13 protein-coding genes are annotated in these 17948 nt (G+C 63.6%); 11 read left to right on the top strand and 2 right to left on the bottom strand.

All coding sequences use genetic code 11. The features are described 5' to 3' along the window. The 4 genes from ACESMT_RS16000 to ACESMT_RS15985 all read left to right on the top strand — a co-directional run. Positions 1–2039, top strand: a 2039-nt coding sequence (locus tag ACESMT_RS16000; RefSeq protein WP_372827587.1) for a YhdP family protein, incomplete at its 5' end; no start/stop codon positions are given. A 1-nt stretch (position 2040) separates the two neighbouring features. Then, positions 2041–2847 (top strand): carbon-nitrogen hydrolase family protein, encoded by an 807-nt coding sequence (locus ACESMT_RS15995; RefSeq protein WP_372827586.1) that lies wholly within the window; start codon positions 2041–2043, stop codon positions 2845–2847. A gap of 8 nt (positions 2848–2855) precedes the next feature. Next, positions 2856–4919, top strand: a complete 2064-nt coding sequence (locus ACESMT_RS15990; RefSeq protein ID WP_372827585.1) for a nitrogen regulation protein NR(II) — start codon at positions 2856–2858, stop codon at positions 4917–4919. A 25-nt stretch (positions 4920–4944) separates the two neighbouring features. Further along, positions 4945–5571: a response regulator transcription factor gene (locus ACESMT_RS15985; protein WP_372827584.1), complete on the top strand. Its 627-nt coding sequence runs from the start codon at positions 4945–4947 to the stop codon at positions 5569–5571. On the opposite strand, the gene ACESMT_RS15980 is transcribed toward ACESMT_RS15985, so the two are convergent. After that, positions 5566–5715 carry a hypothetical protein gene (locus ACESMT_RS15980; RefSeq protein WP_372827583.1) on the bottom strand — a complete coding sequence of 50 codons (150 nt, stop codon included), beginning with the start codon at positions 5713–5715 and terminating at the stop codon, positions 5566–5568. The genes ACESMT_RS15985 and ACESMT_RS15980 overlap by 6 nt on opposite strands. Here ACESMT_RS15980 and ACESMT_RS15975 point away from each other — a divergent pair. Beyond that, the gene (locus tag ACESMT_RS15975) at positions 5714–6868 is read left to right on the top strand and encodes a murein transglycosylase A (protein ID WP_372827582.1); all 1155 of its coding nucleotides are present in this window, start codon (positions 5714–5716) and stop codon (positions 6866–6868) included. The two genes, ACESMT_RS15980 and ACESMT_RS15975, sit on opposite strands and share 2 nt — an antisense overlap. Positions 6869–6887: 19 nt before the next feature. After that, positions 6888–7202, top strand: a complete 315-nt coding sequence (locus ACESMT_RS15970) for a hypothetical protein (RefSeq protein ID WP_372827581.1) — start codon at positions 6888–6890, stop codon at positions 7200–7202. Between the two features lie 133 nt (positions 7203–7335). On the opposite strand, the gene ACESMT_RS15965 is transcribed toward ACESMT_RS15970, so the two are convergent. Beyond that, a complete protein-coding gene (locus ACESMT_RS15965; RefSeq protein ID WP_372827580.1) occupies positions 7336–7821 on the bottom strand; it encodes an Lrp/AsnC family transcriptional regulator in 486 nt (161 codons plus the stop codon). 176 nt (positions 7822–7997) lie between these two features. On the opposite strand from ACESMT_RS15965, the gene ACESMT_RS15960 reads away from it, so the two are divergent. From ACESMT_RS15960 to ACESMT_RS15940, 5 genes are all read left to right on the top strand, one after another. Then, on the top strand, positions 7998–11579 hold the full coding sequence (locus tag ACESMT_RS15960; RefSeq protein ID WP_372827579.1) for an indolepyruvate ferredoxin oxidoreductase family protein: 3582 nt from the start codon (positions 7998–8000) through the stop codon (positions 11577–11579). 175 nt (positions 11580–11754) lie between these two features. Next, positions 11755–12087 carry a preprotein translocase subunit YajC gene (yajC, locus tag ACESMT_RS15955; RefSeq protein WP_372827578.1) on the top strand — a complete coding sequence of 111 codons (333 nt, stop codon included), beginning with the start codon at positions 11755–11757 and terminating at the stop codon, positions 12085–12087. 72 nt (positions 12088–12159) lie between these two features. Continuing rightward, a complete protein-coding gene (gene secD, locus ACESMT_RS15950) occupies positions 12160–14064 on the top strand; it encodes a protein translocase subunit SecD (RefSeq protein ID WP_372827577.1) in 1905 nt (634 codons plus the stop codon). Between the two features lie 27 nt (positions 14065–14091). Next, a complete protein-coding gene (gene secF / locus ACESMT_RS15945) occupies positions 14092–15042 on the top strand; it encodes a protein translocase subunit SecF (protein ID WP_372827576.1) in 951 nt (316 codons plus the stop codon). 26 nt (positions 15043–15068) lie between these two features. Continuing rightward, positions 15069–17765 carry a DUF1631 family protein gene (locus ACESMT_RS15940; protein ID WP_372827575.1) on the top strand — a complete coding sequence of 899 codons (2697 nt, stop codon included), beginning with the start codon at positions 15069–15071 and terminating at the stop codon, positions 17763–17765. The last annotated feature ends 183 nt before the right edge of the window (positions 17766–17948 follow it).

Genomic DNA, 17948 nt, shown 5'->3' with positions numbered 1-17948 from the left:
CCGTGGCCAGCGGAACCGCCAGCTACAAGGTGCAACTCACCTTGCCGCTGGCTGCGCTGGACAAGACCAAAGTGCAGGGCACGGTCAGCGTGCCAGGCAACGATGTGCAGTTCACACCAGACACGCCACAGTTCACACGCCTTAAAGGGGTGGTGAATTTCAGCGAAAACGGATTTGCCATTTCGGGGGGCCAGGGGCGCATGCTGGGCGGAGACATCCGGCTGGAAGGCGGTACCCGTGCCGCACTCCCTGCCGCTGGCCGTTCTGCGGCGGGAGGGCAGGACTTTGCCGATGCCTCCGTGGTCATTCGTGCACAGGGCACGATCAGCGCCGAAGGCCTGCGTCAGGCGAAAGAACTTGGCATGGCGTCGCGCCTGGGCGCACATGCCAGCGGCGCCACGGCATACACCGCCAGCCTGGGCTTCAGAAAAGGCATGACCGAGATCAGCGTGGCCAGCAACCTGCAAGGCATGGCCCTGAGCCTGCCCGCACCGCTGACCAAAAGCGCCGAGAGCACGCTGCCGCTGCGCCTGGACAATACTGCCTTGCGCGCGCCGGTTGGCGTTGCTCCGGTGCAGGACCAGCTGTTGCTCACGGTAGGCCGGCTGGCCTCGGTGCAGTATGTGCGCGACATCAGCGGCACCGAGCCGCGTGTGCTGCGCGGCGCCATGGCCATCGGCCTGGAGCCGGGCGAAAGCGCGCCCCTGCCCGAGAGCGGTGTGGTGGCCAACATCAATCTGGCCAGGGTGGACATCGACGCCTGGGAGAAGGTGCTGGACACCTCTCGCGATCCGGCGCCCGCCACGGCGACGGCCCCCAGCCAGCTGATTCCGGCCAGTGCCGTACTCGGCTACTTGCCGACCAGCATGGCAATCCGGGCGAAAGAGCTGCTGATAGAAGGGCGGACGCTGCACAACGTGGTGCTTGGCGGATCGCGCGATGGCCTGACCTGGCGCGCCAACCTTGACGCGACCGAGCTCAATGGCTACGTCGAATTCCGCCAGCCCAGTGGTGCCGGTGCCGGCCGTCTCTACGCGCGCCTGTCGCGCCTGAGTCTGGGCCAGAACACGGCCCGTGAGGTAGAGGCCATTCTCGATGAGCAGCCGGCCAATATTCCCGCGCTGGATATCGTGGTCGAAGACCTGGAGCTGCGCGGCAAAAAACTGGGACGGGTGGAAATCGAAGCGATCAACCGCGGGGCTGGCACGGTGGCCCGTGAAGGTGGCGTGCGCGAGTGGCGCCTCAACAAGCTCAACATCATCATGCCGGAAGCCACCCTGACCGCCAACGGAAACTGGGTGGCGGTCAATGCGCAGCAGGGCGCGGGTGTGGCAGCCAGTCAGGGCGCGCGGCCGGGTGCCGAGCGGCGCCGTACCGTGATGAACTTCCGGCTCGACATCGAGGACTCGGGCGAGCTGCTCAGGCGCTTTGGCATGGCCGATGTCATCCGCCGTGGCAAGGGCCGGCTCGAAGGCCAGATTGCCTGGATCGGCTCGCCCTTGAGCCTGGACTACCCCAGCCTGAATGGGCAGTTTAATGTGAATGTGGCTTCGGGTCAGTTTCTCAAGGCCGATCCGGGCATCGCCAAGTTGCTGGGGGTGCTCAGTCTGCAGGCCTTGCCAAGGCGGCTGACACTGGATTTCCGCGATGTGTTTTCCGAAGGCTTTTCGTTTGACTTTGTGCGCGGTGATGTCAGCATCACCCAGGGCCTGGCGTTTACCAACAACCTTCAGATGAAAGGCGTCAATGCCGCCGTGCTGATGGAGGGGACGGCCGACATTGCGAAGGAAACGCAAAACCTGACGGTGGTGGTGGTGCCGGAAATCAACGCAGGCACCGCGTCGCTGATCGCCACGGTCATCAACCCGGCCATTGGCCTGGGCACCTTTCTGGCCCAGTATTTTTTGCGGCGCCCGCTGATCCAGGCGGCGACCCAGGAGTTTCACATCGACGGCACCTGGGCCAACCCGAAAATCACCAAGACCGAACGCAGGCCGCTGGCCGGCACCAAGGCGAGTGAAGACACCGGAGAAAAGTAACATGCAGGTCGCAGCGCTTCAAATGGTTTCCGGCAACAGTCTCCAGGCCAATCTGGATACGGCCCGGCAGTTGCTGGAGCAGGCCGCAGCGCAAGGCGCCGAGCTGGCGGTGTTGCCGGAATATTTCTGCCTGATGGGCATAAAGGAAAGTGACAAGCTGGACATGCAGGAAACCGCAGGCCAGGGGCGCGTGCAGGACTTTCTGGCTCGTTCGGCCAGCGAGCTCAAGCTCTGGATCGTTGGCGGCACCGTGCCGCTGGGCGCCAGCCACAGGCAGCGCGTGCGCAACAGTTCCCTGGTGTATGCGCCATCGGGGCAATGCGTGGCGCGCTACGACAAGATCCATCTTTTCAGGTTTGACAACGGACAGGAGCAATACGACGAGTCGCGCGTCATTGAAAGCGGTGCGGCCCCTGTAGCGTTTGATCTGCCGTCCCGCGACGGCCACAGTTACCGGGTCGGCCTGAGCATTTGTTACGACCTGCGCTTTCCCGAGTTGTACCGCGCGCTGAAGGCCGACGTGTTGCTGGTACCCAGCGCCTTCACCTGGACCACCGGCCAGGCCCATTGGGAAGTTTTGCTGCGGGCACGGGCGATAGAAAACCTGGCCTATGTGGTGGCTGCCGCTCAGGGCGGTGTGCATGAAAACAAGCGCCGAACCTGGGGCCAGAGCCTGGTCGCCGACCCCTGGGGACAAATTCTGGCGCAGCAGGCCCAGGGCGCAGCCGTGGTCATGGCCGAAGTGCGGGCCGACCGCCTGGGCGCTGTGCGCTTGCAGCTCCCTGCGCTGACCCACGGGGTGTTGTGAGCCAGGCGATGGATGCAAGCGGCAGCCGCGTGGGGCGACGCTGGAGCCGGCGCTGGGCACTTTGGATGCTGCTGGTCGCGTTGCTGGTTGGTTTGCTGTCCACCCTGGTCTGGCTGGCCGGGCGTTACGAGGCCAGCCAGCTGCAGAGCCGCCTGGAGCAGGACGCGGCGCAGATGGTCACCGATATCCGTGCGGAGCTGACGCGCAATGTGCAGAGCTTTCAGGCCTTGCAGGCCAATAGCCCCAGCCCTGAGGCCTGGCGTATTGGCGCCGCGGAGCTCCTGCACGAAAACCGCGAAATGATGCGCCTGGAGTGGCGTGACGTGGCGCTTGGCATGATGTCTTACTCCGAGACGTCTTACCGCAGCTCGGTGTTTGAACGCCTGGGTCGGGACAGCGCACAGAGCGATGTCGGATTTGCCTGCGCAGCTGCGCGGCGTTTCAGTGGCCCGGCCTATTCGATCAGCTATTTCCTGCCGCAGTCCGGCGGACTGGGGCTGGAGGTGCTTGACATGTGCATGCCTGTCCTCGCGGCAGGCCGCCTTTCGGGCTACCTGGTGGCGACCTACTCCCTGCCAGACATCCTCTCGGAGCTGGTGGGCCGGCAGCTGGGGCGCGGCCAAGGCCTGGCGTTCACCGAAGCCGACGGCACGCGGCTGGCGATGTATGGCAACCCGACGCGCGGCAGCCAGGCCTACGTTGCACAACAGTTGCTCGACTTGCCGGGCAACACGTTGGTCCTGCGGCTGGAAAGCCGGCGCGGCACACCCGACCTGTTTCCCAACCTGCTGACGGCCCTGGTCACGGCCATGACGATGGCGCTGGTGGCGGTGCTTGCGCTGCTGGGCCGCGACATGCGCCGCCGGCTCAAGGTCGAGCACGACCTGGCCGATGCGCTGGCTTTTCGCAAGGCCATGGAAGACTCGCTGGTGACCGGCATGCGGGCCCGTGATCTACAGGGGCGCGTGACCTATGTAAACCCGGCCTTTTGCCAGATGGTCGGTCTGGAAGCCCGCGAACTGCTCGGGCTGGACACGCCGCCGCCTTATTGGCCGCCGGAGCAGGTGGAGGAATACGGGCAGCGCCAGGCCAGCCGATTGGCCGTAGGCGTGAACTTGCCGCGTGAAGGTTTCGAGTCGGTGTTCATGCGGCGCGATGGGTCGCGCTTTCCGGTGCTGATCATTGAGGCGCCGCTGATCAACGCCGTGGGCAAACAGACCGGATGGATGAGCGCCATCCTCGATGTCAGCGAGCAGCGGCGCGTTGAGGAGCTATCGCGAGCCAGCCAGGATCGCCTGCAGGCCACGGCGCGCCTGGCCACGGTTGGCGAGATGGCCTCGCTGCTGAGCCACGAGCTGAATCAGCCGCTGGCAGCTATTTCCAGCTACGCCACGGGGTCACTGAACCTGCTGCAAAGCGCAGCGACGGATGCGCGGCAGCCCTCCAGTAACCTGGACCTGCAACTGGCCATGCGGCGCATTGCCGAACAGGCCGAGCGCGCCGGCAAGGTCATTAAAAGCGTGCATGATTTTGTGCGCCGCCGCGAGCAGGTGCGCGAGCACGTTGCGCCGCGCGCGTTGCTTGATGCGGTGATGCCGCTGGTCAGCCTGCAGGCGCGCAAGCTCGGGGTGCAGGTGCTGATGCAGGTGGAGGCGAGTTGCGGGCCGGTGCTGTGCGACCGCACCATGGTCGAGCAGGTGCTGCTGAACCTGGCGCGCAACGGCATGCAGGCCATGCAGGGGCTCGATAAAAGCGGGCGAGCTGGCAAGGTGTTGACCCTGCGCGTGCGACCGGCGGCCTCCAATGCGTATAGCCGCTGGGTAGAGTTTGCCGTGATCGACCATGGCGAGGGCATCCCCGAAAAGGTGGCACAGCAGCTGTTCACACCCTTTTTCACGACCAAGGCCGAGGGCATGGGGCTGGGTCTCAGCCTGTGCCGCACCGTGATCGAGCAGCATGGCGGGTTTCTGGGGTTCGATGCGGCGTCGCCTCAGGGTACGATTTTCACTTTCACCCTGCCCGAAGCGGTCACCTCCGGCGCGTCCGCAGACGCGGCTGTGCTACTGACCTGATTGAGAGACCCTCAAAGGAATTGCGATGGAACCGATTCACAATGCCACCGTTTATATCGTTGACGACGATGCCAGCGTGCGCGAGGCGCTGGCCTGGCTGCTGCGCTCGCGGCGCCTGAACAGCGAGTCCTTCGAGAGCGCCGAAGCCTTTGATGAGCGCATCTCCGGGCGGTTCCAGGTGACCTCGCCCTCATGCGCGCTGCTCGACGTGCACATGGGCGGCATGAGCGGCCTGGCGATGTTTGAGAAACTGATTGCCTCCGGTCTGCTGCCCACGCTGCCTGTGATTTTTCTGACCGGCCACGCCGACGTCCCCACCGCCGTCGATGCGGTCAAGCGGGGGGCTTTCGATTTCTGCGAGAAGCCGTTTTCCGATAACGCGCTGGTAGACCGCATTGAGCAGGCGCTGGCGCAGTCGGCCGCTGCGCTGGCCCAGCGCAGCGAATATACCGGCCTGCGGGCCCGGCTGGATGGACTGACCGAACGCGAACGCGATGTGATGCGGCTGGTGGTCGAGGGTTTGCCCAACAAGCTGGTGGCCGACCAGCTCGACATCAGCGTGCGCACGGTGGAAGTCCACCGCGCCCGGGTGTTTGACAAAATGAGCGTAAAGTCGGCGGTGGAGCTGGCGAACCTGCTACGTAATTTATAGCGGATCACCCGGCTTTCCGGGGGGGGCATCGGGCGGGACATCGTCCTTGAGTTCGCCGTTCTTGCGGCCGGAGAACATCGTCCACCAGACGATAAAGATCAGAATCAGCAAGGCCCCCAGGGCTTCAAGTAAAAGTAAGGCCATGACTGTTTTTTCCCGGGTAACACACACCGCCGCCATTATCGCCTTCGCGTGTTTGCTTGCCTCTTGCGCCACCGCCCCCGTCCCCGCACCGCCGGCTTCGTTGCCGGCGCCTGCGGCCGACGCGGCGCGGCCCGGCGACAGCACAGGCCTGCCGGCGGCCAGGATGCAAGGCAAAAGCCGGTGGGTGCCCGTGCCCTGGACCGACTTGCCGGGCTTTGAGAGCGACGCCCTGTTTGAGGCGTGGAACGCCTGGCTCAAAAGCTGCGAACGGCCCGGACCGGTGTTCGCACCGCTGTGCGGCGAGGTGCGGCGCTTGAGCATCGCGAGCGGCCAGGAGCAGCGCGCCTGGATGACGAACCGGCTGCAGCCCTACCGCGTCGAAACCCCCCAGGGCGCGGCCGACGGGTTGCTCACCAGTTATTACGAGCCGGTGTTCAAGGCCAGCCGCCAGAGCGGCAACGGTTACGCCGTGCCGCTGTACCAGCCACCGATCGGCCTGGCCAGCCGCAAGCCCTGGTACACGCGCCAGGACATCGACACGCTGGCTGAAGCGCAGGCCGCGCTACGGGGCCGCGAGATCGCCTTCATGGCCGACCCGATTGATGTGCTGATGCTGCACATCCAGGGCTCGGGGCGCCTGACCCTGACCGAGGCCGATGGCTCCCAGCGCACGGTGCGCGTCGCGTTTGCCGGCTCCAATGAGCGGCCTTACCGCAGCGTCAACCAGTGGCTGCTGGAGCAAGGTGTGACCAAGATCAATCCCTGGCCCGACGCAACCAAGGCCTGGGCGGCGCAAAACCCGCAGCGCCTGCCGCAGCTGCTGTGGAGCAACCCGCGCTACATCTTTTTCCGCGAAGAAACCTTGACCGAACAGGATGCGTCTTACGGTCCGCGCGGTGCCCAGGGCGTGGCGCTGACACCAGGCCGTTCGATTGCGGTGGACCGCGAAAGCATTCCCTACGGGACGCCGGTCTGGCTGGCTTCGCGTGGGGCGGCTGCCGACCTGAAAAAACTGGTGATCGCGCAGGACACCGGCAGCGCCATCGTCGGGGCCGTGCGCGCTGACTACTTTGCCGGCACCGGGCCTGAGGCCGGCCTGCTGGCCAGCCGCGTCAACCAGCCGCTGCGCCTGTGGGTGTTGTGGCCCAAATGAACACCCGACAGGAGGCCCCATGAACAAAACCCTGTGTCTGCTCGCCGCTGCCGGGCTGGCGGGGTGCGTTGGCACCGGCGCGCCGTCCGGCCAGCAGTCCTACCGCTGTGAACACGGGATTGATTTCCGCGTGCGTTTTGTCGATGACAGCGCGCTGCTGGAAGGCGCGCGCGCCAATGAGGTGCTGTTTCGCGACGCAGGCGGCCAGGGTCCGCAGCAATCGGTGTACAGCAACGCGAAGATGCGCGCCGAGTTCGGGCTGGGCGCCAGCGGTCGCGAGGCGCTGCTCAAGTACCCGCCGCTTCCGCTGACCGCGCGTTGTATGCGTGACTGAGCAAGAACTTGTATAACTTGGTGAGGCAGCCATCGTGCAGTGCTGCTGCTGCTATTAATAAAATAGCTGTTCACGCACGTGGAATAAGGGCTGGAGGCCGATTTGATGCTTGATCGGACGCCGGCGGCCGGTGTCAGACGGTTTTGGTCGCCAGGTGACCCAGCGGCAGCACGCTGCTGGCCTTGACCTCGCCCAGCGAGAAGCTGGTGTGCAGGTCCTTGACGTTGGGCAGGTTGATCAGGCTCTTCAGCGCAAAACGCGAAAAGCTGTCCAGGTCCTGCGCCACCACCTGCAACTCGAAAGTGCCTGTGCCGCTGATGTAGTGGCAGGCAATGATCTCGGGCAACTTGCGAATGGCTTCTTCGAGAACGCGTGTCGAATCGCCAGTGTTGCGTTCGGCGTCCAGCCGCACAAAAGCCAGCACGCCCAAGCCGATCTTGTGACGGTCGATTTCCGCGCGGTAGCCCTTGATATAGCCGCCTTCTTCCAGCGCGCGCACGCGCCGCCAGCAAGGGGCGGCGCTCAGTCCGACACGGGCGCTGAGTTCGGCATTGCTCAGGCGCCCATCACTTTGCAATTCATTCAGGATGGCGATGTCAAACTTGTCGAGTGTTCCCATATTTGCCGATTTTAAGCAAGAATCTTTCTTTATGGGTGCATAACAAGGCGTAAAAAGCAAAGACTTATCTGGGCATCACGCCTACACTTTGTTCCTAATATAGAGGTGCCGCCCTAAGCGGGCGCCAGCCTTGTTCTTCGCCCACACGGCGATATCAGCCCACGACTGGAGACAAGATGAACGCCCCCCTGCCCGAACACATCCGCAAAGCCCTGGAAACGGTGACTCTGGACGACAAGTATTCGCTGGACTACGGCCAGGCCTTCATGAGCGGGGTGCAGGCTCTGGTCAAGCTGCCGATGCTGCAGCGCCAGCGCGATGCGCTGCAGGGCAAAAACACCGCTGGCTTTATCAGCGGCTACCGTGGCTCACCGCTGGGCGGTTACGACCAGGCACTCTGGAAGGCGGCTGATTACCTGAAGGCCCAAAACATCGTTTTCCAGCCCGGCGTCAACGAGGAGCTGGCCGCCACGGCGCTCTGGGGCACGCAGCAGCTCGGCTTTTCACCGCCCGGCACCAACAAGTTCGACGGCGTGTTCGGCATCTGGTACGGCAAGGGACCGGGCGTGGACCGCTGCTCGGATGTGTTCAAACACGCCAACATCGCGGGCACCACACCCTGGGGCGGCGTGATTGCGGTGGCCGGCGACGACCATGTGGCCAAGAGCTCGACCGCCGCGCACCAGAGCGACCACATCTTCAAGGCCTGCGGCCTGCCGGTATTTTTCCCGGCCAATGTGCAGGAAATTCTGGACCTGGGTGTGCACGCGTTTGCGATGAGCCGTTTTTCCGGCGTCTGGGCCGGCATGAAAACCATCCAGGAAATTGTCGAGTCGAGTGCCACCGCGATGATCGACCCCGGGCGTGTGCAGATCAAAATTCCGACCGATTTTCAGATGCCGCCCGGCGGCGTGCACATCCGCTGGCCGGACGCTGCGCTGGAGCAGGAAGCCCGCCTGTTCGACTACAAGTGGTATGCCGCGCTGGCGTACATCCGCGCCAACCGGCTGAACTACAACGTTATCGAAGGGCCGAACGACCGCTTTGGCATCATCGCCAGCGGCAAGGCTTACAACGACACGCGCCAGGCCCTGATCGATCTGGGGCTGGACGACGCGACTTGCCGCCAGCTTGGCATCCGCCTGCACAAGGTCGGGGTGGTCTGGCCACTGGAGGCGCAGGGTACCCGCGAATTTGCGACCGGCCTGCGCGAGATCCTGGTGGTCGAGGAAAAGCGCCAGGTCATCGAATACCAGCTCAAGGAAGAGCTTTACAACTGGCGTGCCGATGTGCGGCCCAACATTTACGGCAAGTTCAACGAGGTCGAGGGCGACTTCAGCGGCGGCGAATGGTCGATGCCGAACCCGACGGCCAACACCTTGCTGCGCGCCAACGCCGACCTGTCGCCCGCGCTGATTGCCAAGGCGATTGCCCAGCGTGTGCGCAAGCTCGGGCTGGACAGCAACATGGCGGCGCGCATCGATGCGCAGCTGGCAATTCTTGAAGCCAAGGAGCGCTCGCTGCAGGTGCTGGAAGTCCAGGCCGACCGCCAGCCCTGGTTCTGCTCGGGTTGTCCGCACAACACCAGCACCAAGGTGCCCGAAGGCTCGCGCGCCATGGCCGGCATTGGCTGCCATTTCATGGCGCTGTGGATGGATCGCAGCACGTCGGGTTTTACCCAGATGGGCGGCGAAGGCGTGCCCTGGGTCGGCCAGCAGCCGTTCACCACCGACCAGCATATTTTTGCCAACCTCGGCGACGGCACCTACTTCCACAGCGGCTCGCTGGCGGTGCGCCAGTCGATTGCCGCGGGCGTCAACATCACCTACAAGATTCTCTACAACGATGCGGTCGCCATGACCGGCGGCCAGCAGATCGGCGAGCGGCCAGAGGGGCACTCGGTGGTGCAGATCGCGCAGTCCATGCGCGCCGAGGGCGCAGCCAGAATTGTGGTCGTCACCGACGAGCCGGAAAAATACGAGGGCGTGGCGCTGGTGGAAGGCGTGGCGGTACACCACCGCGATGAGCTGGACACGATCCAGCGCCAGTTCCGCGAGATCAAGGGCACCACCGTCATCATCTACGACCAGACCTGCGCCACCGAAAAGCGCCGCCGCCGCAAGCGCGGCACCCTGGTGGACCCGGCCAGCCGGGTGGTCATCAACGAACTGGTCTGCGAAGGCTGCGGCGACTGCAGCGTGCAGTCCAACTGCCTGAGCGTGGAGCCGCTGGAAACCGAGTTCGGCCGCAAGCGCCAGATCAACCAGTCCACCTGCAACAAGGACATGTCCTGCCTCAAAGGCTTTTGCCCAAGCTTTGTCACCGTGGAGGGCGGCCAGCTCAGGAAGAAGGCCAAGGGAAAAGCCACCTCGCCGTTCGAGCTGGGCGCGCTGCCGCAGCCGCAGATTCCCGCGACGCAGGGGGTTAACGGCGCCGTCTGGGGCATTGTGGTGGCGGGCGTCGGCGGCACCGGCGTGATCACCATCGGCCAGCTGCTGGGCATGGCTGGCCACATCGAAGGCAAGGGCATCGTCACGCAGGACGCCGGCGGCCTCGCGCAAAAAGGCGGCGCCACCTGGAGCCACGTGCTGATTGGTGCCGGCCAGGACGATATCCGCACCACCCGCGTCGGCATGGCCGGGGCCGACCTGATCATCGGCTGCGACCCCATCGTGGCCGCCGGCAAAGAGACCGTGCTGCGCATGCGCGAGGGCCGCACCCATGTGGCCCTCAACTCGTACAGCACGCCCACGGCAGCCTTTGTGCACAACGCCAACTGGCAGAACCCGGCCGAAGCCTGCGCCGCCGAAATCGTCAAGGCGGTGGGCGTGGCCGGTGTCGGCGCTTTCAATGCCGACGCGGCATCGACCAAACTGATGGGCGACAGCATTTACACCAACCCGATGATGCTGGGCTACGCCTGGCAAAAAGGCTGGATCCCGCTGGAATACGCGTCGCTGATGCGCGCCATCGAACTCAATGCCGTGGCGGTGGACAACAACAAGACGGCTTTTGAATGGGGCCGCCGTGCCGCGCACGATTTGCCCTCGGTTGAAAGGCTGTTTGCGTCGGCGCAGGTCATCGCCATGCCGGCCCCGCGCCAGGGCCTGGCGGACCTGGTGGCGCGCCGCGTGGCTTTCCTCACGGACTACCAGAACGCGGCTTATGCCCAGCGTTATGAAAGCTTTGTGAACCGTGTGCAGCAGGCCGAATCGGTCTTGGGCAAAACGCTGCTGGCCCAGAGCGTCGCCAGATACCTGTTCAAGCTGATGGCCTACAAGGACGAGTACGAGGTGGCGCGGCTGCACACCGACCGCAGCTTCCATGACAAGGTCGGCGCGATGTTCGAAGGCGACTTCAAGCTCAACTACCACCTGGCGCCGCCCATGATCGCCAAAACCAACGACAAGGGCGAGTTGCAGAAGCAGAAATTCGGCCCCTGGATGCTGACGGCTTTCAGGGTGCTGGCCAGGCTCAAGGGCCTGCGCGGCACTGCGCTGGACCCGTTTGGCCGGACCGAAGAACGCAAAATGGAGCGGGCGCTGATCGCCCAGTACCTTGCCAGCATCGAGGAACTGCTGCGAACCCTGGATGCCGGCAACCATGCTGCGGCTGTCGAGGTCGCCCGCATTCCCGAGCTCATCAAGGGTTACGGCCATGTCAAGGCGCGCCATGCCCTGCAGGCGCAACAGCAATGGGCAGCGGCCATGACGACCTTCCGGGAAGCGGCGGCGGGCCGGCAGCAAATGGCCGCCTGACCCAGGACGGGCTACCGTAAAAGCGCCGGTTTTGGCCGGCAGCGCGGAATCTATGCCCAAAGAGCCCCCGCCAAGACGCGGGTTACAACTTTGATCTGGAGCTGGCCGCATACAATCAGGCCCTTTGCGCCCCGTGGTCACCCCGGGGCGTCTTACCATTGTTGTGGAGTCTGCCGTGTTTATTTCTTCTGCGTTTGCCCAAACCGCCCCTGTTGCTGCTGCCGAAGGCGGCATGATGTCTTCGCTCACCAGCATGCTGCCGCTGGTGCTGATGTTTGTGGTGCTTTACTTTGTGATGATCCGCCCACAGATGAAAAAGCAGAAAGAGCACCGCGCCATGATTGATGCCTTGGCCAAGGGCGACGAAGTGGTGACGGCTGGCGGCCTGCTGGGCAAGGTCACAAAGATGGGCGAGGCCTACCTGGGCGTCGAAATCGGGAACGGCGTCGAAGTCCAGTTGCAGCGCAGCGCCATCGTCCAGGTCCTGCCCAAGGGCAGCATCAAGTAAGCAAAAGCCCGTTTTTTTGGGCCGGCAGGTGCCGGCCCCTCCAGTCCCCCGTTTCCCAGGAACAGTACGCTCATGAATCGTTATCCGGTCTGGAAGTACGCGATCATCGTCGTCGCGTTGTTGATTGCCGCTCTGTACACGCTGCCCAATTTTTTTGGCGAGGCGCCTGCGGTGCAGGTTTCCGGTGCCAAAAGCAGCGTCAAGATAGACAGCACGACCGTCGCGCGCGTCGAGCTGGCACTGAAGGACGCCAACATCGTCCCCGAGGCGGTGAATTTTGACGCCACCTCGGTCAAGGCGCGTTTTGGCGACACAGACACGCAACTCAAGGCCAAGGATGCGATAGAAAAAGCGCTGTCGCCCGACCCTGCCGCGCCGTCCTACATCGTGGCGCTCAATTTGCTGTCGCGCTCCCCGGCGTGGCTGACGGCGCTGAACGCCCGGCCCATGTACCTGGGCCTTGATTTGCGCGGCGGCGTGCATTTCATGCTGCAGGTGGATATGCAGGCAGCGCTGACCAAAAAAGCAGAGTCCCTGGCCGGCGACCTCCGGCTGGAGTTGCGCGAGAAAAATATCCGTCACAGCGGCATCAACCGCAACGGCCAGGCCATCGAAGTCAAGTTCCGCGACACCGCCGCGCTAGAAGCCGCCAGGCGCGTCTTGCAGGACCAGTTTCCCGATCTTCAGTCAGTGGAAACGCCTGACGGCGCGAACTACAAGCTCAGCGCCCGCATCAAGCCCGAGGCGGCCCGCCTGGTGCAGGAGCAGGCCCTCAAGCAGAACATGGTCACCTTGCACAACCGCATTAACGAGCTGGGTGTGGCCGAGCCGGTGATTCAGCAGCAGGGGCTGGACCGCATCGTGGTGCAGTTGCCCGGCGTGCAGGACACGGCCAAGGCCAAGGACATCCTGGGGCGCACCGCCACGCTGGAAATGCGACTGGTTGATGAAAGCAGCGAAGGCCGCGCTGCCGAAGCCGGCTCCGGAGCCGTGCCTTTCGGGTCCGAGCGTTTCCTCGAGCGTGACGGCCGCGCCGTGATTGTCAAAAAACAGGTGATCCTGACGGGTGAAAGCCTGACCGATGCGCAGCCCGGCTTTGACTCGCAAAGCCAGCAGCCCAAGGTTGACCTGACGGTGGACGCCAAGGGTGGCCGCATCATGCGCGACACCAGCCGTGAAAATGTCAAAAAACGCATGGCCATCGTGCTGTTTGAAAAGGGCAAGGGCGAAGTGCTGACGGCCCCGGTGATCCAAAGCGAGCTGGGTAACCGCTTCCAGATTTCCGGTTCCATGAGCGTCAACGAAGCCGCTGATCTGGCGCTTCTGCTGCGCGCCGGGTCGCTGGCTGCGCCCATGGAGATCATTGAAGAGCGCACCATAGGCCCCAGCCTGGGCGCAGAAAACATTTCCAAGGGCTTCCAGAGCGTGGCCTGGGGTTTCCTGGTCATCGTGGCCTTCATGGCCGGGTACTACATGTTGTTCGGACTGTTTTCCGGCCTGGCGCTGGCGGTGAACCTGATGCTGCTGGTGGCGATTCTGTCCATGTTGCAGGCGACGCTTACCCTGCCCGGTATGGCGGCCATGGCGCTGGCCCTGGGCATGGCGATTGACTCCAATGTGCTGATCAATGAGCGGGTGCGCGAGGAGTTGCGCAACGGCGCTTCGGCGCAGGCCGCCATTCACACCGGCTACGAACGAGCCTGGGCCACCATTCTGGACTCCAACATCACCACGCTGATCGCCGGTCTGGCCCTGCTGGCCTTCGGCTCGGGACCGGTGCGTGGTTTTGCGGTGGTGCACGTCATTGGCATCCTGACCAGCATGTTCTCGGCGGTGTTTTTCTCGCGCGGGCTGGTCAATCTCTGGTACGGTCGGCAAAAGAAGCTCAAATCCGTGTCCATTGGGACCGTCTGGCGGCCGGCCGGCAATGCCGGTATGCCGGCCAAGACCGGCAAGTCCGCCGCATCGGCTGGCTAGACAACAGAATAAAAAGGAGAGGACGTCATGGAGTTTTTCAAAATCCGCAAGGACATTCCGTTCATGCGGCATGCCCTGATCTTCAACGTGATTTCCTTCACGACCTTTGTGCTGGCCGTGGTTTTCCTGTTTTCCCGCGGCCTGCACCTTTCGGTGGAGTTCACCGGTGGCACGGTGATGGAAGTAAGTTATTCACAGCCCGCCGATGTTGAAAAGGTACGCGGCACCGTGGCCAGCCTCGGGTTTACCGATGTACAGGTGCAGAATTTCGGAACAACGCGTGACGTCATCATCCGCCTGCCGGCACAAAAAGGCGTGACCACCGCCCAGCAGAGCGACCGGGTGATGGAGGCCCTGAAGGCCGGAGATCCCCAGATCGTGCTGCGCCGCACGGAGTTTGTCGGACCGCAGGTGGGGGAAGAGCTGGTCCAGGATGGCCTGAAGGCGCTGGCCATGGTGGTGGTTGGCATCATGATTTACCTGGCTTTGCGCTTTGAGTGGAAGTATGCGGTTGCCGCCATCATTGCCAATTTGCATGATGTCATCATCATCCTTGGATTTTTTGCATTTTTTCAGTGGGAGTTTTCACTAGCAGTGCTGGCCGCGGTGCTGGCGGTGCTCGGTTATTCAGTCAATGAGTCGGTGGTGATTTTTGACCGGATTCGCGAGAATTTCCGGCGTTATCGCAAGATGGATACCGAGCAGATCATCGACAACGCGATCACGTCCACCATCAGCCGCACCATCATCACCCATGGCTCCACCCAGATCATGGTGCTGTCCATGCTGCTTTTTGGCGGGCCGACGCTGTTTTATTTCGCGCTGGCGCTGACCATCGGCATCCTGTTCGGCATCTATTCCTCTGTCTTCGTGGCTGCGGCCATTGCGATGTGGCTGGGCATCAAGCGCGAAGACCTGGTCAAGCCGATGGGCAAAAAGGACGACCCGAACGATCCCAATGCCGGAGCCACGGTCTAAGCATCCGCACAACAACTGACACGGCCGTGGCTGCAAACAACAAACAGGACCTTCGTCTGGCACGCCAGGCGCGGGAGCAGTTTGTCGCCTTTGCCGCAGGCGTGATGCCGCCCCTGGCTGCCGAGATCAAGGCGCGCTTGTCCGCAGCGATGGATGAGGCCGGAAATGCCCGCGAGACGCAGGACCGCCGCGACGGCTGGATCTCGTTTCAGGAAAACGAAACCATTTGGGTCAACGCCACGATGGAGGCCTGGAAAAAAGCGCTGCTTGCGCCGCCGGCCACCGCCTCCATGCCGCTGGACAGCGGAAAGTTCGAGTTGATGGGTAACGAGGTCATGGAGAACAAGATCCTCGCCTCGCGGCTTGCCTTGCGGCTGCTGGACAGTGCCAGCTGGGAGCTCAACGATTTGCGCCTGCGCATTCAGGGTCTGGAGGGCGTGCCTGAACTTGCCAAGGAGGACATTCTCCGGCCCGAGGTCCTGTCGCAAAACCTGGTGGAGCAATGGACATTGGCGCCTCTTTCTCGGGAGTTGTGGCTGATTGTCCAGGATCTGATCCAGTTGCGGCTGACCACCCACTTGCTGGAAGCTTACCGGGCAGCCAATGAATTCCTGATCAAGGCAAACGTCATGGTGGACATTGACCGGCGGGCCTTGGTCAAACGCACCCCCTCTGCGGTGCCTTCCGCGTCTACGGGCAAGCCGGCCAAACCGGCGAGCGCATCGGCCAGCGCACGCGCCTCCTTGTCGGCGCCAAGCAATGGACGCCATGACGGCAGCCAGGGCAACGGCGGCTCAGGCGGTCATGGCGCTGGGTCGGATACGGGATGGGATACAGCAAGTGGACCGGGTTCCGATTCAGGATCGGATTCAGGATCGGAATCAGGATCGGGATCAGGATCGGGATCAGGATCAGGATCAGGATCAGGATCAGGATCAGGATCAGGATCAGGATCAGGCGCTGGCCGCTCAACGGGATCGGGCGGCGGTGGGGGCCGGGCCGGCGGACGAGGTTCATCGGACGGCTCTGGCGGTGGGGCGGCTGGTGGGCGGGGCGGGGGCGCGGGTGGAGGCGGAGGTGGAGGTGGAGGTGGAGGTGGAGCGAGAGGTGGCGTCAGCACCGGCCGCAACAGCGGCGGGCCTGAGGCGGGTGCAAGCAGGCACGACGCCCAGGACGAAACGCGGATGCAAACCGGCACCTCGCCGCTGGCGCGGGTGCGCATGCGGGCCCAGGGCGTCATGGGCCATCTCAAGCGCCTGCTGTCAGACCATGCGGTGGAGTTTGACCATACCCATATTCAGCAACCCTCGCCGCAGCTGGCGCGGGCCCTGGCCAAGCCATCCTCCGTTGGGGGCGAGGGCGGGGCTGAGGGCGAGAGCATTTACGAAGGTCCCATGGTTGATGCGCCGGGCCAAGTTTACGGCGCGGCAGAGGTCGAGGAGGCCGCTGGCGCGATGCGTCAGCGCACCAGAGCGCTCAAACAGGCCGCATCCACATCGAGCGAAAAAGCCACGATTGAAATCGTGGCGCTGATGTTTCAGAGCATCCTGGCGGAAGACCGTATTCCTCCTGCAATGCGTCTGTGGTTTGCCCGGCTGCAGATGCCGGTGCTGCGTGTGGCGATTTCCGAGCCTGAATTTTTTGGCTCCCTGCAACACCCCGCGCGCCGGCTGATTGACCGCATGGGCTCCTGCGTACTGGGATTTGACGCAACCGTGTCGGGCAGCGCGCTCGAAATTGAAGTCAAGCGTGTGGTGCAGGTAATCGAGCAATACCCCGAGACCGGCCGCCGGGTGTTCCAGCTGGTGTATGACGAATTCCAGAAGTTTCTGTCGAAGTTTCTCTCCGAGCAGGGCAGCGCGGCACGTGTGGTCACCGTGGCCCAGCAGCTTGAGCAAAAAGAGACCATGGCCATCCAGTACACCATCGAGATGCGCAACATGCTCAACGACATGCCGGTACGGGAGCAGATCCGCGAGTTCCTGTTCAAGATCTGGGCCGAGGTGTTGGCTGTCGCCGCCATGAAGAACGGCCCCCAGCACAAGGACACGATCACCCTCAAGCAGGCCGCCGCCGATCTGGTCTGGGCGGCGAGTGCCAAGCCAAACCGCAATGACCGCGCGCGGGTAATCGCTGATTTGCCCAAGCTGCTGCAGATGCTGCGGATGGGCATGTCCATGCTGGGCATGGGCACGCCGGTCCAGGACCAGCACCTCAAAATCATCAGCGAGACACTGGCCGACGCCTTCATGTCGAAAACCGATGCGATTTCGAACGAGCGCATTGACGAGATGGCCAAGCGCCTGGCGAACCTGGAGGACTACCTGTCCGATGAAGACGTGGGCGACTTGCCGCTGGACGCTGAAAACCTGGTCATGATGATAGGGATCGATGCTTCCGATTTGGCTGTCATTGCCGATGGCGGCAGCCGGCCGAGCGATGCCATGCGCAGCTGGGCGCAGGAGCTGCAGGTGGGCGCCTGGTTCAGCCTGGACCACAACGGCCAGGTCAGCCATGTGCAGTTCGCCTGGCGCAGTGAACGCAAGCAATTGCATTTGTTTGCCTCGGCCGACGGGCGCAATTTCCTGATCCAGGCGCGCCGCCTGGCGGCCTATCTGCAAGCCGGCCTGCTGGTGCCGACCGAAGAAGAGGCGCTGACCGTGCGCGCAACCCGCGATGCGCTGGCCAAGCTGGACGCCAACCCGGAGCGTCTGCTAGGGTAAATATGGCCCCCACGGTCGCGCACTGCGTGTAGCTCCCTGCCCCCCGAGGGGGCCGCTGCGCCTGCGGACTACCGAAGCCAGATCTTCGGCCCCGGCTGGTGAAGAAAAGAGCCCCCACGGTTGCTCACTGCGTGGGGGCGGGGCCGCCAGCGCTGGGCCGCCCCAAGCAAGGCCAGCCCCCTC

This window comes from Polaromonas sp., from assembly GCF_041689105.1.
In the GTDB taxonomy this organism is placed as follows: domain Bacteria; phylum Pseudomonadota; class Gammaproteobacteria; order Burkholderiales; family Burkholderiaceae_C; genus Polaromonas.
This window is presented reverse-complemented; position numbering and strand designations above follow the sequence as displayed.